At 43.3% G+C, this 21,665-nt stretch carries 16 protein-coding genes; 6 read left to right on the top strand and 10 right to left on the bottom strand.

Annotated elements, in window-relative coordinates:
* Nucleotides 1-2: 2 nt before the first annotated feature.
* The 4 genes from PQ469_RS09065 to PQ469_RS09050 all read right to left on the bottom strand — a co-directional run bounded on the left by PQ469_RS09065 (nt 3) and on the right by PQ469_RS09050 (nt 9,401).
* Nucleotides 3-3,263 (bottom strand): efflux RND transporter permease subunit, encoded by a 3,261-nt coding sequence (locus PQ469_RS09065; RefSeq protein ID WP_274212665.1) that lies wholly within the window; start codon nt 3,261-3,263, stop codon nt 3-5.
* Between the two features lie 6 nt (nt 3,264-3,269).
* The gene (locus tag PQ469_RS09060) at nt 3,270-4,661 is read right to left on the bottom strand and encodes a TolC family protein (protein WP_274212664.1); all 1,392 of its coding nucleotides are present in this window, start codon (nt 4,659-4,661) and stop codon (nt 3,270-3,272) included.
* A 725-nt stretch (nt 4,662-5,386) separates the two neighbouring features.
* Nucleotides 5,387-7,378, bottom strand: a complete 1,992-nt coding sequence (locus tag PQ469_RS09055) for an alpha/beta hydrolase family protein (protein ID WP_274212663.1) — start codon at nt 7,376-7,378, stop codon at nt 5,387-5,389.
* Between the two features lie 55 nt (nt 7,379-7,433).
* A complete protein-coding gene (locus PQ469_RS09050; RefSeq protein WP_274212662.1) occupies nt 7,434-9,401 on the bottom strand; it encodes an alpha/beta hydrolase family protein in 1,968 nt (655 codons plus the stop codon).
* A 287-nt stretch (nt 9,402-9,688) separates the two neighbouring features.
* On the opposite strand from PQ469_RS09050, the gene PQ469_RS09045 reads away from it, so the two are divergent.
* Entirely contained in the window at nt 9,689-11,104 is a 1,416-nt protein-coding gene (locus tag PQ469_RS09045) for a B12-binding domain-containing radical SAM protein (RefSeq protein WP_274212661.1), read from the top strand.
* Nucleotides 11,105-11,203: 99 nt separating this feature from the next.
* Here PQ469_RS09045 and pyrF read toward each other — a convergent pair whose 3' ends face one another.
* Nucleotides 11,204-12,034, bottom strand: a complete 831-nt coding sequence (gene pyrF, locus PQ469_RS09040) for an orotidine-5'-phosphate decarboxylase (protein WP_274213818.1) — start codon at nt 12,032-12,034, stop codon at nt 11,204-11,206.
* A gap of 353 nt (nt 12,035-12,387) precedes the next feature.
* Here pyrF and rho point away from each other — a divergent pair, with 353 nt between their 5' ends.
* The 3 genes from rho to purS all read left to right on the top strand — a co-directional run bounded on the left by rho (nt 12,388) and on the right by purS (nt 15,071).
* Complete coding sequence (rho, locus tag PQ469_RS09035) at nt 12,388-14,022, top strand: transcription termination factor Rho (RefSeq protein ID WP_090646078.1); 1,635 nt, start codon at nt 12,388-12,390, stop codon at nt 14,020-14,022.
* Between the two features lie 91 nt (nt 14,023-14,113).
* Entirely contained in the window at nt 14,114-14,836 is a 723-nt protein-coding gene (pssA, locus tag PQ469_RS09030) for a CDP-diacylglycerol--serine O-phosphatidyltransferase (protein WP_090646075.1), read from the top strand.
* Nucleotides 14,817-15,071 (top strand): phosphoribosylformylglycinamidine synthase subunit PurS, encoded by a 255-nt coding sequence (gene purS, locus PQ469_RS09025; RefSeq protein ID WP_274212660.1) that lies wholly within the window; start codon nt 14,817-14,819, stop codon nt 15,069-15,071. The genes pssA and purS overlap by 20 nt, the downstream gene beginning before the upstream one ends.
* 240 nt (nt 15,072-15,311) lie before the next feature.
* Here the strand turns inward: purS and PQ469_RS09020 are convergent, their stop codons facing one another.
* The gene (locus PQ469_RS09020; RefSeq protein WP_274212659.1) at nt 15,312-15,689 is read right to left on the bottom strand and encodes an Hpt domain-containing protein; all 378 of its coding nucleotides are present in this window, start codon (nt 15,687-15,689) and stop codon (nt 15,312-15,314) included.
* Between the two features lie 24 nt (nt 15,690-15,713).
* On the bottom strand, nt 15,714-16,193 hold the full coding sequence (folK, locus tag PQ469_RS09015) for a 2-amino-4-hydroxy-6-hydroxymethyldihydropteridine diphosphokinase (RefSeq protein ID WP_274212657.1): 480 nt from the start codon (nt 16,191-16,193) through the stop codon (nt 15,714-15,716).
* Nucleotides 16,194-16,280: 87 nt separating this feature from the next.
* On the opposite strand from folK, the gene sppA reads away from it, so the two are divergent.
* Both sppA and PQ469_RS09005 read left to right on the top strand, forming a co-directional pair.
* Nucleotides 16,281-18,053, top strand: coding sequence for a signal peptide peptidase SppA (gene sppA / locus PQ469_RS09010; protein ID WP_274212656.1), 1,773 nt, complete (start codon nt 16,281-16,283; stop codon nt 18,051-18,053).
* A gap of 65 nt (nt 18,054-18,118) precedes the next feature.
* Nucleotides 18,119-18,607 (top strand): hypothetical protein, encoded by a 489-nt coding sequence (locus PQ469_RS09005; protein WP_274212655.1) that lies wholly within the window; start codon nt 18,119-18,121, stop codon nt 18,605-18,607.
* Nucleotides 18,608-18,689: 82 nt separating this feature from the next.
* Here PQ469_RS09005 and PQ469_RS09000 read toward each other — a convergent pair whose 3' ends face one another.
* From PQ469_RS09000 to PQ469_RS08990, 3 genes are all read right to left on the bottom strand, one after another.
* A complete protein-coding gene (locus PQ469_RS09000) occupies nt 18,690-19,622 on the bottom strand; it encodes a hypothetical protein (protein ID WP_274212654.1) in 933 nt (310 codons plus the stop codon).
* A 255-nt stretch (nt 19,623-19,877) separates the two neighbouring features.
* A complete protein-coding gene (locus tag PQ469_RS08995) occupies nt 19,878-20,666 on the bottom strand; it encodes a carbon-nitrogen hydrolase family protein (protein ID WP_274212653.1) in 789 nt (262 codons plus the stop codon).
* Between the two features lie 59 nt (nt 20,667-20,725).
* On the bottom strand, nt 20,726-21,475 hold the full coding sequence (locus PQ469_RS08990; RefSeq protein WP_274212652.1) for an ankyrin repeat domain-containing protein: 750 nt from the start codon (nt 21,473-21,475) through the stop codon (nt 20,726-20,728).
* Nucleotides 21,476-21,665 lie beyond the last annotated feature (190 nt).

Genomic DNA, 21,665 nt, shown 5'->3' with positions numbered 1-21,665 from the left:
TTTTAAACTATGGAGGTTTCTGGTTCTGTTATTTTAGCTGATTGTTCGTAGGTTTCACCAGGCATTAGCGAAGGCGATAAAAAATCTGTTTTTTGCTGTACCCACGCAAATACTTGGGGCAAAATGAATAAGGCCGCAAGGGTTGATGCAAACAAACCACCAATAACCGCACGCCCTAAAGGTGCCGACTGCTCACCTGCCTCGCCCATGCCCGAAGCCATAGGGATCATACCTGCTATCATGGCCAGGCTGGTCATCAGGATGGGGCGTAAGCGGATGGATGCACTGATTATAGCCGCTTTCGTGGCGTCCTTATAATCAATCCGTAATTTTTCGGCATTGGTTACAATCAAAATGGCATTGGCCACGGATACCCCCGTCGACATGATCATCCCCATATACGATTGGAGGTTTAAGGTCGATCCTGTAAGCAGCAACATCAGCAACGATCCCAAAATAACGGCCGGCACTGTTGATAGTACGGCAAGCGATACTTTAAAAGACTGATAGTTGGCAGCCAACAATAAAAAGATAACTACAATGGCAAGCATTAGTCCGTTTTGTAAACTGCCCAATGTATCTGTTAACAGGGTCGACATTCCTCCTATGCTGGCAATCAACCCTTTTGGCGGTGCGCCTATCGATTTCAGCGCTTTTTGCACATCGGTAGTAGCAGTACCCAAATCGGTTTTATAAATGTTGGCGCTGATAGTCAAAAACCGCCTTGGCCCGGCCCTGTCGTACTCGCCGGGAACATAGGTTGTGGTAAATGTTGCTATATCGCTCAAAACCGGGCTGCTTTGCCCTTTTACCAGCGGCACCTCCTTAAGCTGATCCATCGTATTCATTACATACTCGGGAATTTGCACCTGCACCTGGTAGGTATAGGCGCCTTTTTCATCAAGCCACAAGTTTTTATCAGTAAAACGGCTGGACGATGTACTTGCCGTAACCGAGCGGGCAATATCTTTAATATTCAACCCTAACTGAGCCGCTTTTAACCTATCCAAAGTGATCTTTATTACCGGGAACTTTAAAGGCTGCTCTATTTGTACGTCGCGCAAATAACTGATATTCTTTAGCTTGGTTACTACCTTATTGGCGTAACCTTCAATCTGCTGCATATCCTTACCGGCTACCTGTACTTCAATTGGCGAAGACGCTCCCTGGCTCATGATCTTTTCGGTCATATCTATCGGCTCAAAGGTTATTTGCAGTTCCGGGAGTTTATAATGGATGTTTTTGCGCAGCGCATCTTTTAGTTCATCCATATTCACCTTGTATTTTTCATCAAGGTTTACCTGTAATACGGCTTCCTGGGTACCTGTATTAAAAATATAAAGGTTACTGGTACCGTAGCTGCTGGGTATTAGCCCCACGTATCCTGATGTAATTTCTACACGGTTATTTACTGTTTGGTTGATAACCTGCAATACTTGTTTAAAAGCATCCTCGGTGCGTTCCAACCGGGTGCCGTCCGGCTCTTTAATCCTTATCTGAAACTGCCCGTTATTGATTTTTGGCATCATATCCTTACCAATAAAAACAAAGCATAACCCTGCTAAAATGATAACCACGCCTAAATAAACAGACACGATAAGCCGCTTTCGGGGCATAGAATTATTAAGGGCATTAATAAGCCAGAGCTTTACCTTTTCAAACAGGTCGTTGTTTTCGGGATGCTCCTGCTCGTTTTGCAGGTGTTTTTCGACTTGTTTTTCCTCCCTATCATCCAATGATTCGCCGGCATGGGCGTGTACTTCCCCGTGGTGATAGTGTTGATAGCGTTCGGCTTTAATAAGCCAGTTACTCAATATCGGCACACCTGTTTGGGCAAGTATGTACGATACGATCATGGTTAAACCTATTGACAAAGAAAGCGGTAAAAACATCGCTTTAGGCACGCCCGACATCATGAACGATGGCGCGAATACCGCCAGGATACACAACAATATCAACAGCAGCGGGAACGAAATTTCTTCACAGGCATCATAAATTGCCTGCTTTTTTGATTTACCCATCTCCAGGTGCTGGTGGATATTTTCGATGGTTACGGTTGCCTGGTCTACAAGGATACCGATAGCCAGCGCCAACCCGCTCAATGTCATAATGTTGATGGTTTGCCCAAACAGGCTCAATAATAACACTCCTATCAGTATAGAAACCGGGATGGTTATTACTACAATAAGGCTGCTTCGCCAATCGCGCAAAAACAGCAATACCATTAAGCCGGTAAGCAGAGCCCCCAAACCGCCTTCGGTCATCAAACTTTTAACCGCGTTAACCACAAATACCGACTGATCAAAGGCATAGCTCACCTTTACATCATCGGGCAACAGGCTTTGCATTTCGGGCAGTTTACTTTTAAGCGTTTGAACTACAGTCCAGGTAGAAGCATCGGCTGTTTTTACCACCGGGATATAAACCGACCGCTTGCCGTTAATAAGCGCATAATCAACCGTAACATCCGCAGCATCAGCAACGCGGGCTACATCTTTTATAAATATGGGTACGCCATTTTGCGTTTTTACGGGTATATCGCCAAAGTTATCCGGGCTTTTAATCAGCGAGTTCATGGTGGTTAAAAACATGGTGTTATTTAACCGGAGATTGCCCGAGGGCGACATCACATTAAATTTAGATAATGCTTCAACCACTTCATCTGGCGTTAAATTGTAACTCCGCAGCTTATCTGGATCAATACTTACTGTAATTGACCGCGCGTTTGCACCAAATGGCGGCGGTGCCGAAAGCCCTGGTATAGTTGCAAACATGGGCCGTATTTTGGTAGCAGCCAGGTCATAAATATCCTTTAAGCTACGTGTAGGGCTGGAGAAAACCAGCTGGCCAACGGGCAATGAGGAAGCATCAAACCGGATTACCTGCGGCGGCAATGCTCCCGGCGGAAAAAAAGCGGTTGCCCTGTTTACCTGCAAAGCCACCTGGGCCGATGCTTCGGCCATGTTGGTGGTTTCATAAAACGAGAGCTTGATGAGGGTTAAACCTTGGATGTTTTTACTGGTGATGCTTTTTATCCCATTTACATACAAAAACTGATCCTGCAAACGGGTTGAGAAAAAGCCCTCCATTTGCTGTGGCGACATGCCGCCGTACGATTCAATTACATATATGGTGGGCAGGTTTAACTGCGGGAAAATATCGATAGGTATTTTTATTGCACTAAGCACTGCAAAAAGCAAAAGGCTCATGGTGATAACCACCGTGGTAATGGGCCTTTTTAGTGCGGATGTGACCATTGACATATTTACTTATTTTAAAAGGTTTAAAACTTCGTTTACCTGGTTATCGGTAACTGCTTTTTGGAACAACGCGCTTGAATAACTGTATTTTGCCTGCGCGTAATCGGTTTCGGCGCGGTAAAGGATATTGAGCGCCGCGTTTAATTCAATGATATCGGTAAGGCCGTTTTTATAAAGCGACAATTTTTGCCGGTATCCGTCATTAGCGGCCCTCAACTGGTGCGGAATTTCCTGCAGGCGCTGGCGGGCGGTTTCCAGCTCCACATCGGCCTGGTTGGCGTTTACTGCAAGCAGTTGTTTTTGCTCCTGTAGCTTTTGAGCATTATAGCTGGTTTCGGCCTTTTGGGTGCGGAGTTTTAGCTGCCTGCGGCGTAGGTCGAACAAATTATAGCTGATACCCACACCCACAAGATAATTGTTGCGGTCGAACCCCCAACCGGTGGACAGGCTGTTAAAATGATCATTAGCATCAACGCTCGATCCCCTGCCCCACACGGCACCCTCTAACATAATTTTAGGATTATAGCTTTTTTTAACCAGATTTTCCCGCTGCAGGCTGTTTTGATACACCGATCTGTAATAGTTAATCAGCGGATGGTTAACGGTATCCTGATCAATTGACTGTAATGATGCAGGCTGAGCTATCAACGCGGTTTCGGCGGTGGTATCTGGCACAATAGATTGATATGGTAAGCCACTAACTGCCGAGAGTTGCAATTGCACCTGCTTTACCTGGTTGGCCAGCTCGATATAATTTAACCGGGCTTTGGATAGTTCGGCTTCGGCAATGCTGGTATCTACCCCTGCCCTTACGCCGCTTTTGGCCAATGATTGTACAGATCGCCTGATCTCGACATTACGCTGAATGTTTCGTGACTGGATATCCAAAAAGTTTTGCAACCTCATCAGCAGTAAATAATTGCCAATGGTGTAAGCCTGTAATTGATATTTTGAGTTGGCAAACTGGCTTTGTTGCACCCGGATATCGGAATTAGCCACCTTATTTTGGGCACCGTAAGCGCCAAAATTATATACTTCCCAATCCAGGGCCGCTACGCCTACATTGGCAGATACAGCGGTTGTATTGTTAGTAGTGCGTACGCCTCGTGAATCGGATGGAATGATGCCGAAGCCAAAATAAGGCCCCGCTACGTTATTATTTGTGCCAATATCGGCCTGGTAATTAAGCTTTAAATTAGGCAGCCAATTGCTGTGTGTTTCGGCTGCCTGCGCCTGGCGGATACCTATTGCCGCCGAATCTGTAATTAACGTTGGCGCATTGGCATTTACCTGGTTCAGCAGGGTTTTAAGGCCAATAGATGTTATATTTTGTTGTGCAAAAGTATTCAGGCTGATGAGCAGGCCCGTCAGTATAAATACATTTCGTTTTATGAGTTGCATATAAGTTTCCTGGAATTTGATGTACCGGTACAATCGGGCCGTAAGAAAACCATGTAAAAACACTACGTGGCAAACCTGGTTAGTACCGGTAAATAATTTAAATAGATTTAAATGAATGCCTAAAGCAGGATAGCTTAGGCAAATGCCCCTAAACAGGCCATCACATCAAATGCGGAAGGAACAGAAAGAAAGGTATGAATACCGGCAATTACTAAACAGAACATGCGAAAGCCGTTGCCAATTGGACCGCATTTTCCAAATCTGCAGGGCAAAGAAAAGCAGGATAAAACTGCTTATAACAGCCTTCAGTAGGTCAATCACCGATTTTTTATCATTAATCACTACCTTATCTGTACGCTGAATAAAATTCCAATGCACAGCGTTCAACGCCAAATTATCGAGTTTTCTTTTAAAAATAGAATTGTGGCCAGAACCCAGCCGGCTGGCCTGTTGAGTAAGTTTGGGAAGCAAAAAAACATGCGAAACAGCTATAAAGACATAACAGGCCGCCACAAGCAGCACTTTTAAATCTTTAATTACACCATTTTTTTCACTCAACATCGTAAACGGTATTCTTTTGGATGCAAACATCTAAATAAAAAATATGTTTTTCTGCAAAAGTATTGTTGCAATTGGGTCGGCAAGAGCAATCTTCATCAATTCTACATAAACCGAAATAAATAAAATTAATCAATCAAATCATACCGGGGCTCAAAAAAAAACCTTTAGGGGGCTGGCGAGCCTTTCAAATACTTATCATACCAATCAATATAACGCTGCAGTCTATCCACCTGGTAGCTTGGTATGGTGATACCGTGAAACTGGCCGGGGTAAAGCACCATTTGAGCAGGTACGCCCTGCGATTTAAGCGCCTGGTACATTTGCTCGGTGCCACCGGTTGGTACATTAAAATCCTTCAGTCCCGACATAAACTGCGTAGGCGTTTTAATTTTATCTGCATGGAAAAACGGATACGATAACTTGATATATTTTTCCGGGTTTTTCCAGGGTGCACCCAATTCATTGTCATATTGCACAACCCATTGGTCGCTGCCGTAAATGGCCAGCTGCATAGCGCTGCCCGCCCCGCTCGATGCTGCTTTAAAACGCGGATCGGTTGCAATGGTATAATCTGTCAAAATACCACCATAGCTCCAGCCGCCTATACCTAACCGGTCGCGGTCGGCTATGCCAAACTTCACCAGTTCGTCTACCGCGCCCAACAAATCCTGAACTTCTTTATTGCCCCAATCGGCATAAATGGCTTTGGTAAATTCCAATCCGCGGCCTGTGCTCCCCCGATAGTTTACCGCGGCCACAGCATACCCAGCCGAAGCTAAAGTTTGACGGATCATATCAAATTCAAACTCGTCCTGGTCAGTAGGGCCGCCGTGGATATACAGGATGAATGGCAGCTTTTTATTTACGACGCTATCGGGGGTATATAAAATTCCCGATACCAGCGTACCATCGGCACTAAAAGATTGAAAACCTTTTACGTGAGCCAGTTTTACCCCAGTTAGCCACTTGTCCTGGTGAAAGGTAAGCCGCCTGATTTTGCCGTTTTCGATAGCAACAAGTTCATGAGGCATATAGGGAGTAGTCATTTTAGCAATCCACACGCCAGGCGCTGCGCCAATAACGTTTTCAAAACTGCACTCGGTGCCTTTATATACTGTAGTTGATTTACGGAGCAACAAGTTGTATTGAGCCACAAACCTGGTACGGTCGTTGCTAACCAGGTAACCAATATTTTTGCTATCGCGACTCCAGGCTACATTACTTACTGGCCTGTCCAGTGCTTCGGTAAGTACCCGGTTATTTTTGCCGTCGGCATCCATCATGCACAACAAATCGTGCTGGTAAATATAATAGTCGGCATCACTCGTCGATCGCAGGTAGGCAATGTGCTTACCATCCGGGCTCCAAAGCGGCTGAATATCGTGGCCGGTAAAAGTAGTAAGCTGCTTAATCTCGCCATCGTCTTTGGCCTCAACAGTAAAAATATCCGAATTTTCATTCCTATCAGGATCATTCGTATGGTTGCTTACAAAAGCGATGTATTTGCCATCCGGGCTCCACGCCGGCGATTGATCGTCTCTGTTACCAGTAGTCAATGTATCCAGCTTTTTGCTTTCAATATCATACAGGTACAAATGCGTGTGCCGGTGTTGCAGGTACCCATCAATGTCCTGTTTAAAATGGTAGCGGTCAATCTTTACAGGCGGTATTGTTTTTGGTTCCTTACCATCATACTCAGGATCTTTAATTACCAGTGCCAGCTTTTTACTATCCGGCGACCATGCATAATCTTCCAGGCTGCCCTTTTTTAGGTCTGTTAGTTTATGCCCCTCACCTCCCCTGCGGTCCATCAGCCAAACCTGTCCGCCGTTTTTTGATTCGCGCGCTGATACAAATGACAAAAATTTACCATCCGGCGTCCATTTTGGTAAAGACGCCGGTTCGGCACCATAAGTGAGTTGAATAGACTGTTTGCCGTCAACGCTTTGCATCCACAAATGCGATACCCGGTTATCCTTTGCCGTATCCACGTCCGAAACGCTATAAGCCAGCCACTTACCATCGGGCGATAATTGCGGATCAGCAAGTGTGGGAATATTATTTACGTCAGACGGTTTTAAAGGGCGCTTTGCCGTTTGTGCCGCGACGCCTGTAAAAGCAAATATGGCGACAAACATTAGTACATTTTTATTCATAGCAATGGAACAAGAATCAATGGTTTTAGCAAATTACCCAATGTATAAATGACATTTACTTTTTCAAATACTTATCATACCATTCCACATACCGTTGCAGCCTGTCAACCTGGTAGCTTGGCTTGGTGATGCCATGGAACGAGTTTGGATAAAGTATTAACTCCGTAGGTATCCCTTGCGACCGCAGAGCCTGGTACATCTGTTCGCTGCCGATTGTTGGTACATTGAAGTCCTTCAAACCGGACATATATAATACAGGAGTTTTGATTTTATCAGCATGAAAAAATGGGTACGATAAGGCAATCCACTTATCGGCATTTTTCCAGGGCACACCAATTTCGTTTTCATATTGTAAAACATACTGATCGCTGCCATAAACTGCTAATTGCAAGGCACTGCCGGCGCCGCTGGCCGCAGCTTTAAAGCGGGTATCAGATGCGATGGTATAATCGGTAAGGATGCCGCCGTAGCTCCATCCGCCTATGCCTAAATGGTCGGGATCGGCAATACCTAATTTTTCCAGTTTATCTACCGCGCCCAGCAGGTCTTTTACTTCTTTGTTGCCCCAGTCGGCATAAATGGCTTTGCAATAGTCAAGGCCACGGCCGTTGCTACCCCTATAATTTACACCGGCAACGGCATAACCCGCGCAGGCCAAAACCTGGCGTACGGCATCAAAGGCATATTCATCCTGCCCAACGGGGCCGCCGTGTATAAATAAAATAAAAGGTAACTTTTTGGCATTACTATCGGGCGTTAAAACAATACCATTAACCAGGGTACCATCTGCACTGGTAGATTCAAAACCTTCTACATGGGCCAGTTTAACATTGGATAACCAGGCTTGCTGATGGAAGGTTAAGCGGCGCAGCTTGCCACCTTCCAACGCGAATAACTCGGCAGGGGTATAAGGATCGGTTTTTTGAACAGCCCAGTTGCCACTTATGCTGGTAACTATATCCGCAATGCTGTAGGCACCTTTATTAACCGTACTTATTTTACCATTGTTTATGTTCACGCTGGCCACATAGCGTTCACGGTCGTCAACAACTAAAAACGAGATATTTTTACTGTCTTTTGCCCAGGCCAGGTCGGTCACTGGCCTATCAAGCTGCTGTGTTAGTATCTTTTTATTGGAGCCAACCACATCCATGGTGCACAACATATTTTGATCGTACATCATATAATCAGCATCACTGGTAGAGCGCAAAAAGGCTATTAGTTTCCCGTCAGGGCTCCACTGCGGGTTTGTATCTGGGCCTTTCCACGAAGTAATCTGGAGCATACTGGCATTCGGCCGGGCATCAATGGTAAAAATATCTGTATTCTCATTTTTATCGGGGTCGGCACTGCGGTTGCTCACAAAAGCTATCGTTTTACCATCCGGCGACCATACCGGCGAGCTTTCATCTTTATCCCCTTTGGTTAAAGTATCAAGCTTTTTTGCTGCAACATCAAACAGGTACAAATGCTTGTGCAGGTGCTGCAGGTAGCCTTCTATATCCTGTTTAAAATGATAACGGTCGATGACAATGGGTTTAGGCGTTTTGGGCTCTTCTTTACCTTTATTTTCAAGGTCGCCAATAACAATTACCAGTTTTTTACCATCCGGCGACCAGGCATATTCGCCTACATCGCCTTTAATGTCTGTCAGCTTCACGCCTTCGCCTCCGCGCCTGTCCATCAGCCAAATCTGGCCGCCCTTTTTTGAATCGCGGGACGAGACAAACGACAAATACTTACCATCCGGCGACCATCGCGGCGCCGAAGCTGCTTCGTCGCCATGCGTTAACTCTATTGATTCCTTACCGTCCCAGCTTTGCATCCACAGGTGCGATACCCGCTTGTCCTTGGCCGTATCAACTTCAGATACGCTGTAGGCCACCCACTTGCCATCAGGCGAAAGCTGCGGGTCACTTACTGTTGGAATTTTATAAAAATCGGCTGGTTTAAATGGATTTGTTTGAGCAGTAGCATACAACGCACAGGATAGCGCAAAAAGCGAGAGTAGTGTTTTTTTCATAGCGTCAACTTACGAGGCGGTAAGTTAGGAATTTTTGCGATAAGAAGAATCAAGAGGCAAGGATCAAGGCAAGACAAACGTATCTAATTGGGTTAACATAACTTAACACATTTCGGATAAAATATTTGTAATTATTTAATAATCAATATATTATATTTTAACATGGTTAACACTAAATTGATGTATCGTGCAATTTAGGCTGCACACCAAATTTATAACACAGATTGTTTGTTTAATTAAATTCAATTCATTTACTTTGTATATCAAAGTACTTTTATTCACTATCTATGAAAGTTAAAATGATCCTTCCAGCCTTAACCGAAGCCGAAAGTCCGTTTTGGAGGCCGATAAAATATTCCCTGTTTCCTCCTTTAGGTTTGGCCACGCTGGCTGCATACCTATCCCCCGATGATGAAATAGATTTGCAGGATCAACATGTAGAGAAACTTAATTTAGATGATAACCCCGACCTGGTGGTTATACAGGTGTACATCACCAATGCTTACCGCGCCTACAAAATTGCCGACCATTACCGCGCAAAAGGAGCTTACGTTATTCTTGGCGGCCTGCACGTTACCTCGCTGCCGTTTGAAGCCGCACCGCATGCCGACAGTATTTTTACAGGACCGGGAGAAGATACATTCCCCAAGTTTTTGTTGGATTTTAAAAATCGCTGTCCTCAAAAAATATATAATTCAACCATCCGCACCTTAGAAAAGGTTCCGCCCATCCGCCGGGACCTCATCAAAAGGCACTTGTACCTTGTACCCAACTCTATTGTAGTTACCAGGGGCTGCCCGCATCATTGCAGCTTTTGTTATAAGGATGCTTTTTTTGAAGGAGGCCGTACTTTTTACACCCAGGAGGTTGACGATGCCCTTGCCGAAATTGACAGGCTGCCCGGCAGGCATTTATATTTTTTAGACGATCACTTATTAGGCAACACCAAATTCTCGGCTGCTTTATTTGAGGGGATGCAGGGCATGAACCGCGTTTTCCAAGGAGCCGCAACTGTAGATTCCATATTAAGGGGAAACCTTGTTGAAAAGGCCGCCGAAGCCGGCTTAAGGAGTTTATTTGTCGGTTTCGAAACATTTTCGCCGCAAAACCTTAAACAAAGTAATAAAAAGCAAAACCTCGAAAAAGATTATGTAAAAGCCGTAAACAGGCTCCACAGCCTTGGCATCATGATAAACGGTAGTTTTGTTTTTGGGTTGGATGATGATGACAAAGATGTTTTCAAGCGAACGGTTGATTGGGGTGTAAAACATTCTATTACTACATCAACCTATCATGTGTTAACCCCCTACCCGGGTACCGAATTGTTTAAAAGCATGGAAAGGCAGGGAAGGATAATTACCAAAAACTGGGATTTGTATGATACCCGCAAAGTAGTTTACCAAACCATTGGCTTAAGCGCGCAAGAACTGGAAGATGGCTACTGGTGGGCTTATAGGGAATTTTATAAGTGGAACAACATCTTCAAAGCCAGCATTCAGCACCAATCGCATACGCACAAGCTCAAACACTTTTTTTATGCCGGCGGCTGGAAAAAATTTGAACCGGTGTGGAATTTCCTCATCAAAACAAAACACCTCAACAATACGCTGCCGGCCCTCGAAACCGTGTTATCAAAAATCAACTTTGGCAATAAACATGAAAAAGAAGCCGAACCAATGCCCTTTTATTTACCCGAAGCTTAACCTAATCAACTATTTAACCAAATCAACCACCAACCTATTTTAACCCCAAACCGCACAACAAAAAATCTTGCTACTTGATACTATGCTACTTGATACTATCTAAATAACCCCCGCCTTCTCCAATTCCACCTCCATTTGCTGCTGCATGCGTAATGCTTCGGCGCGGGCGGCTTCGGCAAAGTTTTCATCGTTGCCCGCATAGATGATGGAGCGGGACGCATTTACAATCAGGCCGCATTCTTTAGTGATGCCATATTTGCAAACTTCTTCCAGGCTGCCTCCCTGCGCGCCAACTCCGGGCACCAGCAGGAAGTTATCTGGCGCGTATTTGCGGATATTGGTAAATTCGGTGCTTTTGGTGGCACCTACCACATACATGATCCTATCAGCCCCTGCCCAGGTATTGGCTTTTTGGATTACGGTTTCGTACAAATAACCGTCGCCGGTTTCCAGGTACTGAAAATCCTTACTGCCTACTGATGACGTGAGCGCCAGGATAATAATCCATTTACCATCATATTTAAGGTAAGGCGTAACACTGTCATTCCCCATATAGGGGGTTATGGTGATAGCATCAAAGCTCATGCCCGATGCATCTTCATTAAAAAAAGCGGTAGCGTATTTATCAGATGTGTTACCGATATCGCCCCTTTTAGCGTCTATTATATTTAAGGTATCTGTTGGCAGGTATTTCCAGGTATCTATCAGGCTTTGCAGGCCTTTTATACCCCGCGCCTCGTAAAAAGCGGCATTGGGTTTGTAGGATATGCAAAGGTCTTTAGTGGCGTCAATAATGCGTTTATTAAACTCAAGGATGGGATCGGGATATTCCTTTAAAAATTCGGGTATCTTATCAATGTCGGTATCAAGGCCTACACATAAAAAGGATTTTTTTTGCTTGATCTGGTCTATTAGCTGCCTGCGCGATATCATAGGGAGGGGTTAAATATTCGGATGGCAAAAAAACTAAAAATTTAGCTTAAACGTTATACCAGTGGAGATATTTATTTAATTAATTTGATATTAAGAAATAATTGTTTACAATTGCATCGTTTTCCTTTGAATTTTTTCTTGCACCAAAGAAACAATTTAAAACCCCACAATATTTATTAACTAATGTTTTGAGTGGGTTTGGATGTTTATTTAATCAATGCTTCAAGATCAATTTCTTACTATAACACCCCGTGTGTAACAACGTATAAGCCAAAATGCACATGGAAGTTTTATAACCATTTGAAAACTATTTACGATATTAAAAATCCCTTTGAACTATAATTCATATCATGTCTGATAAAATCGAATTGAACGACAAACTCGTTTCAGAGTTGCGCGAAATTGCAAAAAATTTAGGTATTGCTGAGGCCGACGAACTACGTAAAGCTCAGCTAATTGCACGTATTATTGAACAACAACAATTAATTGAGGCCGCAAGGGTACAACAGAACATTGTTGAACAAAATTATGCACCAATTACAGCCGAGCCTGTAGCCGAAGAAGCCGGTGAAAAAACACGCAAACGTACCCGCGTGTTAAAACCAAAAACGCAGCCCCGTGTTGAAGTGCCTTTGGACGATACCAACCTGTTTGACCAGGAAGAGGACGATCAAAACAACGCAGATGCTGTTAATGATACAACCCTGCCGGCGCCCGTAACAGGCGAAACCCCTGATAACCAACCCGGAGAATCGGCACCAAAACCCGAAGCCGTTGTGGCCGAAGGCCGCCCGCAAAAATTTGACAGGCGCCAGCCAAATGGCAACCCTAACCAGCAAAAAGCCCAGGAGCCACCAATAAACCTTGATTTTGACAATGTTATTGTAAACGAAGGTGTATTGGAAATTATGCCCGATGGTTATGGCTTTTTAAGATCGTCTGATTATAACTACCTTACTTCTCCCGATGATATTTACGTATCACAATCGCAAATAAAACTTTTCGGCTTAAAAACAGGTGATACCGTTCGCGGTAGCATCCGTCCACCAAAAGAAGGCGAAAAATACTTTCCTTTGGTACGTGTTGAAGCTATTAACGGCCGTATACCTGCCGAAGTTCGTGACCGCGTTCCTTTTGATCACTTAACACCGCTTTTCCCATCCGAGAAACTGAGTTTGTTTACCGATCCGGGTAATTATTCAACCCGTATTATGGATTTGTTCTCGCCTATCGGTAAAGGTCAGCGTGGGTTAATCGTGGCGCAGCCTAAAACAGGTAAAACCATGTTATTAAAGGATGTGGCCAATGCTATTGCCCGTAACCACCCCGAAGTTTACCTGATTATTTTACTGATTGACGAGCGCCCCGAAGAGGTAACCGATATGGCCCGCAGCGTACGCGCCGAGGTAGTATCATCAACATTTGATGAGCCTGCCGAGCGCCACGTGAAAATTGCCAATATTGTTTTGGAGAAAGCAAAGCGTATGGTAGAATGTGGTCATGATGTGGTAATCCTTTTAGATTCAATTACCCGCCTGGCCCGTGCTTATAACACTGTAGCACCGGCATCCGGTAAAATACTATCGGGTGGTGTTGATGCCAACGCATTACACAAACCAAAACGCTTTTTTGGCGCGGCCCGTAATATTGAAGATGGCGGTTCATTAACCATCATCGCTACTGCACTTACAGAAACCGGATCAAAAATGGATGAGGTTATTTTTGAAGAGTTTAAAGGTACCGGTAACATGGAGTTACAGTTGGATCGTAAACTTTCAAACAAACGTATTTTCCCTGCTATAGACATCACTGCATCAAGTACCCGCCGCGACGATCTCTTGCTTGATCGCGAAACACTGCAACGCATCTGGATATTGCGTAACCACCTGGCCGACATGAACTCGCAAGAATCAATGGAGTTTTTACAGGCACAAATAAGGGGTACCAAAACAAACGAAGAATTCCTGATTTCGATGAATTCGTAATATTTTAGTGGTAATGAAGTTATATTTAATGTAAATATTATTTGTAACTTCATTATTACTTAATAAAATCCTGATAACTTCGTAACACAAAATGAAGAGACGCGTTAGAAAACACCTGCCCAATACCATAACCTGCGCCAACCTGTTTAGCGGCTGTATAGGGATAGTGTTTGCCTTTCAGGGTAATTTATTAATTGCTTCCTACGCTATTTTTCTTGCCGCCATTTTTGATTTTTTTGATGGCTTTGCATCCAGGGTACTTAACTCCTACTCGTTTATAGGTAAAGACCTGGATTCGTTGGCCGATATGGTAAGCTTTGGCTTTTTGCCGTCGGCTATATTGTATGAGCTGTTTTTAAAGGCTCCGCAAATTAATCACGTAAGCGACTATTTGTGTTACGTTGCGTTTTTAATAACTGTGTTTTCGGCTTTGCGCCTGGCCAAATTCAATAATGATACCCGTCAATCAGATAGCTTTATTGGTTTGCCAACACCTGCCAATGCTATATTTATAGCATCGTTGCCATTAATTATTGACCAGTACGAGGTTTTGGCCCGCTTTATCCTAAATCCGTATACGTTAACTGTACTGATAGTTATCATGTGTACCCTGCTGGTGTCCGAATTGCCGCTGATGTCGCTTAAATTCAAGAACCGCGACTTCAATAAAAACATTTTCCGTTATTTACTGCTCATGTTTTCGGCAATACTGATTCTATTTTTTAAATTTGTGGCAGTTCCGGTGGTTATATTTATGTACATCACCTTATCTTTAATTCAAACTAAAATAACTAATGACAAAGTTCCAGGCTGAAATTGACGTAATGCCCAAAAAAGAAATTCTTGACCCGCAAGGAAAAGCAGTAACAGGAAGCATGAAAAACCTCGGTTTAGCCGAAATTCAAAACGTACGTATTGGCAAGCATATCACCCTTGAACTTGAAGCTGACAGCGCCGAAACAGCACACAACAAAGTAGACGAAGCCTGCAAAAACTTATTGGCCAACCTTATTATGGAAAGCTATACTTTTAAGGTAGTAGAAGTTTAGTTTTTGAGGAAAAAGGTGAAAGTTGAAAGGAAAAAGGCGAAAGGTTTTTACCACTCTATAAAAGGCGAAAGGCTTTAACAACTCTAAAATATAAAAAGAGGTTATCTCACTGAGAGGTAGCCTCTTTTTTTGTTCAATTTATAAGGACATAGAATGCAAAGAGGCCACCCTTTTAAGGATGGCCTCTTTTATATTTTAAGCAAAAAACCTTTTACCTTTCGCCTTTAACCTTTTACCTCCTTAAAGACTGGCTTCTTTTTCGGCTTTAATTTGCTGCAGGGTAATCAAATTAGCATTAACAGTTGCTTTTACCTGGTTAAATTTGGCAAAAATTTCTTCCGGGTTTTGGCCGCCTGCTTTACAAGCCAATTCAACTTCCTGAATAGTAGCCTGGCTTATCGGCATACCAAAAAAGCCAAGATTGGGTTTCAATTTATGCGATGCTTTACCGGCTTCAGCCCAGTCGCCCGATTCAAGGGCAACAGTTATCATACCCAATAATTGAGGTGTTTGCTCCAGAAACATACCAATTGATTCCACAATAAATTCATCGCTGCCATCGGCAATTTCATATAGGAAAGAAAGATCAAAGTCTTGTTCGGGTGAAATATCTGACATATAAAGATTTATGAATATTCAAAATTATACTTTTTTTACGACCAAGTCATCAATAAGTTCATTTTTTAGCTGCAAAATATTTTTTTTTATTAGGGGGTGTTCAAATTCAGGCACCAGTTCGGCCAAAGGCGCTAAGGTAAACCTCCGTTTATGCATTTCAGGGTGCGGTATTTTCAAATCCGGCTCATCAATAATGGCATCGCCGTAAAACAAAATATCAATATCAATCGTCCGCGAGCCCCATTTTTCTTCGCGCCTGCGTCCCATTAACAGCTCAATTGCCAATATTTTCCCGAGCACTTCCCGCGCTTTTAAATCAGTTTGCAGCAGCAGCACCTGGTTCAAATAATCGGGGGCTTCGGTTTTGCCCCATGATTGTGTTTCATAAACTGATGAAGCCTGTAATACCGGCCCTACAGCAGCTTCAATGCGCTCAATTGCCTCGTTCAGCAGCAATTTTCTATTGCCAAGGTTGCTGCCCAAAAGTAAAAAAACATCAATCATGTTGTAACAAATATTATAGAACAGGCTCTTACCACTATACGGTATTGAATTACTAAGTTTGCATAGTTAAACAGATTTATAACATTAATGAAACAATTCTTCAAATTCGTTTTTGCCACCATGCTGGGGGTAGTATTAACAACAGTGATACTGGCTTTAATAATTGTAGGTATAATAGTTGCCGCCAGCGGTGAAAAAGAGGTAGAAGTTGAGCCCGGTTCTGTATTGCACATGGCATTTACCACCCCAATAACCGAGCGTACGCCAAACAACCCGCTTGCCGGGTTAAGTTTTTTGGGGTTAAACAGCGATAAATCAACCGGCTTAAATGATATTTTGGCCAACATTAAAAAAGCAAAAACCGACCCCAACATCAAAGGTATCTTTTTAGACGAAAGCTATATGACATCGGGCCAGGCCACCACCGAAGAAATCCGTAATGCGTTAATCAACTTTAAAAAATCGGGTAAATTTGTTATAGCCTACTCAGAAATTTACACCCAGGGTTTTTATTATCTGGCATCGGTTGCCGATAAAGTATATATGAACCCCAAAGGCATTTTTGAGTTTACCGGTTTTAGCCAGCAAGTTACTTTCCTGAAAGGCGCGCTTGATAAACTGGGCATCGAGGTACAAATTATTAAGGTAGGCACCTACAAAAGCGCAGTTGAGCCTTTATTCCTCACCAAAATGAGCGAGCCTAACCGTTTGCAGGTTACCTCCTATTTAGGTTCATTATATGACCATTTTTTAACCGGCATCAGCAAAAGCCGTGGCATTAATAAAGATTCGTTGTTTAATTATGCAAATAGCGGTCGAGTTCAATTTCCCGAAGACGCAGTGAAACTGAAGCTGATAGATGGCCTAAAATATAAGGACGAGCTTTTAGATGAACTTAGGCAGCGTACAGGCAAAGGCAAAAAAGAAGATATTGCCAGCGTTGATCTTGACGAGTATACCAAAAGCAAAACCGATGGTAATACAGATGACGATAATTCGTCAAAAAACCGCATAGCTATTGTTTATGCCAGCGGCGACATTACCGGCGGCCAGGGCGATGATAACAGCATCGGATCTGAAAGAATTTCAAAAGCAATCCGTAAAGTACGTTTAGATAATAAAGTAAAGGCTGTTGTATTACGGGTTAACTCGCCCGGCGGCAGCTCGTTAGCATCTGATGTGATATGGCGCGAAGTTGCGCTTACCAAAAAAGTAAAACCTATTATTGTTTCGATGGGCGATTATGCCGCCTCGGGTGGCTACTATATCAGTTGCGCCGCCGATTCGATATTTGCCGAACCTAATACCATAACCGGCTCAATAGGTATTTTTGCCGTATTGCCTAACATGCAAAAGCTGTTTAATGACAAGCTGGGCGTTACTTTTGACGGTGTAAAAACCGGAAAATATGCCGACCTGGGCGACGTGAGCCGGCCATTAACTCCCGAAGAAAGGGCAATACTGCAAAACAATGTTAACCATGGTTATGATGATTTTACCAAAGCCGTTGCAGCAGGCCGTGGCAAAACACAAGCCTACGTCAACAGCATTGGGCAGGGCCGCGTTTGGACCGGCGCACAGGCTATAAAAATTGGATTGGTTGACCGCTTAGGCAATATTAACGATGCCATTGCTTCGGCTGCTAAAAAGGCCAAACTTAAAAACTATAACCTGGTAAGCTACCCCGAGCAAAAAAGCTTTTTTAAACAGCTGGATAGTGATGTAACCGGCCAGATGAAAACTAAAATGCTAAAATCAGAATTAGGTGATAATTACCGCGTGTACGAACAATTAAAAGGCCTTACCCAAATAATGCGCAGCCCACAGGCCAGGTTGCCTTATGAAATTGTGATCAAGTAAGTTTTATGTTATATTTTGAAAGAAGAGCTGCCCGAAAGGGTGGCTTTTTTTATTAATTTTATTGGATGTTAGCCTTTTTCAACAAAAAATCTATCAATAACAATCACGTAAAGCGCGTTTCGTTATATATTTCTGAACAGGAGAAAAAAATTATTATTGCGCCACTGTATAAAAACAACGCGGGAATTTACTACGAACAGGAAAAATGTTCTGTATTGAAGTTCCCAACTGATGCAACGATTTTAGGAGACGAAGTGATAAAGAACTTCCATCTTTTTAAGGTACAAGACAAAAATCTTCGCGACCAAAAACTTAAGGAATGGCCTGCTTTTATTCACAGCAAGCTAAAAACGGTTAAAGCCTTTGAAACGCTCTATTTTAAAATAGGGATCGATGGCATAAACGCCGGTAATCTTTTCATAAATATTGAGGGTGAAACAATTGCAGATAACGATATTATCATTAAGTCTTCCCTACCAGCAACTACAGATACCAAAGCTATTGGCGAACGGATTATCAGGATTTATAAATCGTGTATCACCGGGATAATATAAATGACCTAATTGAACAAAAACCACCATATGAAAGATAAGCATCTTCATACGGTGGTTTAAAAAGCTGATAAACAGGGATAATTTAATCCTGAATATGCAACGCCGCTTTCAATTCATTATAATTTTTAAGTTTAACAGCAGCTATGTGTACCCCGCCCGGTATAATTACGTACCTGTAGCTATGGGCATTTGAAATATTAGAGTACACATTGTTATTGTTTTTCATGCTGATTTGTACATTCCCGAGGCTATAAAGGCCCGACCAGGTATCAATTTCGGGAGTGGTACCGCTTAAGTAGTTAATTACGATAGGCAATGGAGCTACCTGGTCTGTTGGCCAAATTACCGGGTTGTAGCCATTTAATTTGCCATAAACCACAACAACGCCTTTATCTAATATATCCTGTGTTATTTTGGGTTCGGCTACGTCGAAAGTAAACGTGCTTGTACTAAAAACGGTTGTTTTCACATACGATGACGGTGTAAACCAATCAGAGTAAATAACATTTGCAGTACCGGGATCGCCTTTAGGCCCTTTCAGGTTAATTGGGGCCGGCCATGTGCCGCCAATTTTTGGCCCATAAAATAAGTAGGTGGCAGTGTTCAGGTAATAATCGCCATTGGCACCTACAGCCGCACTTGGTGCAACATTGCCGCTTTTAATGGTCGAGCCGTCGGCGCCGGCAGCGCCAGTTGCACCGGTGGCACCAGTAGCCCCGGTAGCACCCTTTAAACTAAAAGGCGAACCCCAGCCGGCAGCTGTTTTTGGGCCGTAGAAGCCACTGGTTGCGGTATTAATGTAAAAATCGCCATTGATACCAAGCGTTGTGGCCGGGGCCGTTGTACCCGAGTAAATTTTGGTTCCATCGGCACCTGTTACGCCAACTGCCCCAGCAGCACCGGCTGCGCCTTGTGTACCTGCAGGTCCGGCTGGGCCTACTGCTCCGTCTTTACCGCAAGAAGTTATTGCCAATACAACAACCGCCAGTAACTGTAATAAATAGATCTTTTTCATGTGGATAGATTTTAGAGATTTTTAATAAATAAATTTTAGCTGATTGAAACAAAATTTCTTTATTGTTTAATCAAGGGCTAAAGTCGGCAGGCACCGAAAAAAATCTATCAGGAGATTCACGTAAACGCGAACGTGTTATTACCTGTTTTGCATCGCGTATAAATGCCTGCTTTTTTAGGTAGAATTACCAGAAGACATTTTGGGGCAACGAAAACACTATTGGCAATAGTGCTATATTGTATACTGGAAGTATTCTTAAATGTAGAGCTGTGGCTTAAACCTCCTGGCCAACAGGCCTGTAGCTAAACCAGGATCAATATCGGTTATAATCACACCGATTTTACCGTAGGTTTCGTGAGCTATGCATGTGCCATCCGGCGCAATTATACAGCTGGCCGAATCCGGGTATTTAAACGCGTAGTTCGAACTGGCAAAATAGATGGTATTTTCCATCGCCCTTAGCATAATGGCCTTTTCATAGTAGGGATTATCCTTGCTGCCCCACTCGGTAAGCTCAACTCCCTGCACATTGCTGCCTGTGCAATGCGGATGAAATACAATTTTAGCATCATTGCGGGCTGCCCACCGTACAGATTCGGGGTAGCGGAAACCTTCATGACATATGGTGATACCAAACTTAACACCATTTACTTCAAAAATATGGCGCTCCGTTCCGGGTATCCAGATGTTATCTTCAGATGGATCTAACTGATTTTTGGTTTGATAGCCTAAAATTTCGCCTGTTTTTGATATTACATGGGCTACATTTAAAACACCGCCAATGGTATACCAATCCATGGGCATAATAATAGCTATTGAATTTTTTGCCGCCATGGCGCTTACTTCTTCTAAAGCCAAACGCATTTTTTCGGGCGAACTTGTTTCTACCCCAAATTCTTCAGCAGGGTAACCCGGGAGATAGGATTCGGGAAAACAGATGATCTCGGCCTGTTGATTTGCAGCTTCCTGGATCAAAAATTCGGCCTGTTGCAATCCCTCTTTAATAGATGCCGGCATTGGTGGCGAAGCTATGGCAATTTTCATTTTTCTAAATTATATCACAAAATTACCAAATCCAACAATGTGTACCATATACTTTAAGCCTATCCCCTTTTTAAATAAACATTCGGTACATTATTTGGCAAGTAATCAATCCCGTAAGCATGTTTCAATAACAAACTTACTGTTTCCATTACCGTAACCTCTTTACGGTGAACCTGTGGCAGCAAGCCCATCATAGCGTAACTTAACGGGTTAACGGCGGGCATCAGCGTTTCCCACTCATACCCTTTCCCCCAAATAAGTCCTTTAACCGTGATTGATAAATCGGCACCATTTTGCAGCAGGAAGTGGAGCATATCAATTGAGCTATTGCCGTTTTGGTTTACAGTATGGAATATTGGTGTATGGCCGCCAAAACCATATTCGTCAACGGCTGCACTGGCGTTTAAGTCAGCCCCGTGCTGCAACAGTACCTGGGCGCAGGCAAGGCTATTATATTCGGCGCAGTAATGCATTAAAGTTGCGCCGGTAAGCGGTGTATAGGTATTTTTGTGTATTGCATATGTTTTAACAGTTATTTGTGGATCGTCAATAATACACGATTCTAACTTTTCGGCATCATGCGCCAGTACGGCCAAAAGCGCCTGATCTTCAAACTCCAAACCGGCATCAATAAATGCCCGGATACAATCTTTAAATTGGGGGCTGCGGTAATACATCTCTACCATCGTGGTAAAAAGTGGCACGCCGCCATTAACTTCGTTTGGATTTCCTCTGTCACTGAAATATTGCTTAATTCCTTCAACAGAATGTACTTCGGTGGCGTAAAGGATTTGATTGTAATCGGGCATGGTATCTGAAATTATCTGACTATTAATAATGTCGTGTCCCATCGCGCAATGAGGGACTGGCGTTAGTTCAAATTCATTGCAACCCAAACTTACAAAGTTTTCCATACTTCATGAACCATCGCTCCAAGGCAAATTTATTTTAAATAGGTCCGTATCCGCCCGAAAAACAGGTATTGGTTTATTTATAAAT

Origin of the sequence: Mucilaginibacter sp. KACC 22773 (assembly GCF_028736215.1) — a bacterium.
Classification (GTDB): domain Bacteria; phylum Bacteroidota; class Bacteroidia; order Sphingobacteriales; family Sphingobacteriaceae; genus Mucilaginibacter.
This window is presented reverse-complemented; position numbering and strand designations above follow the sequence as displayed.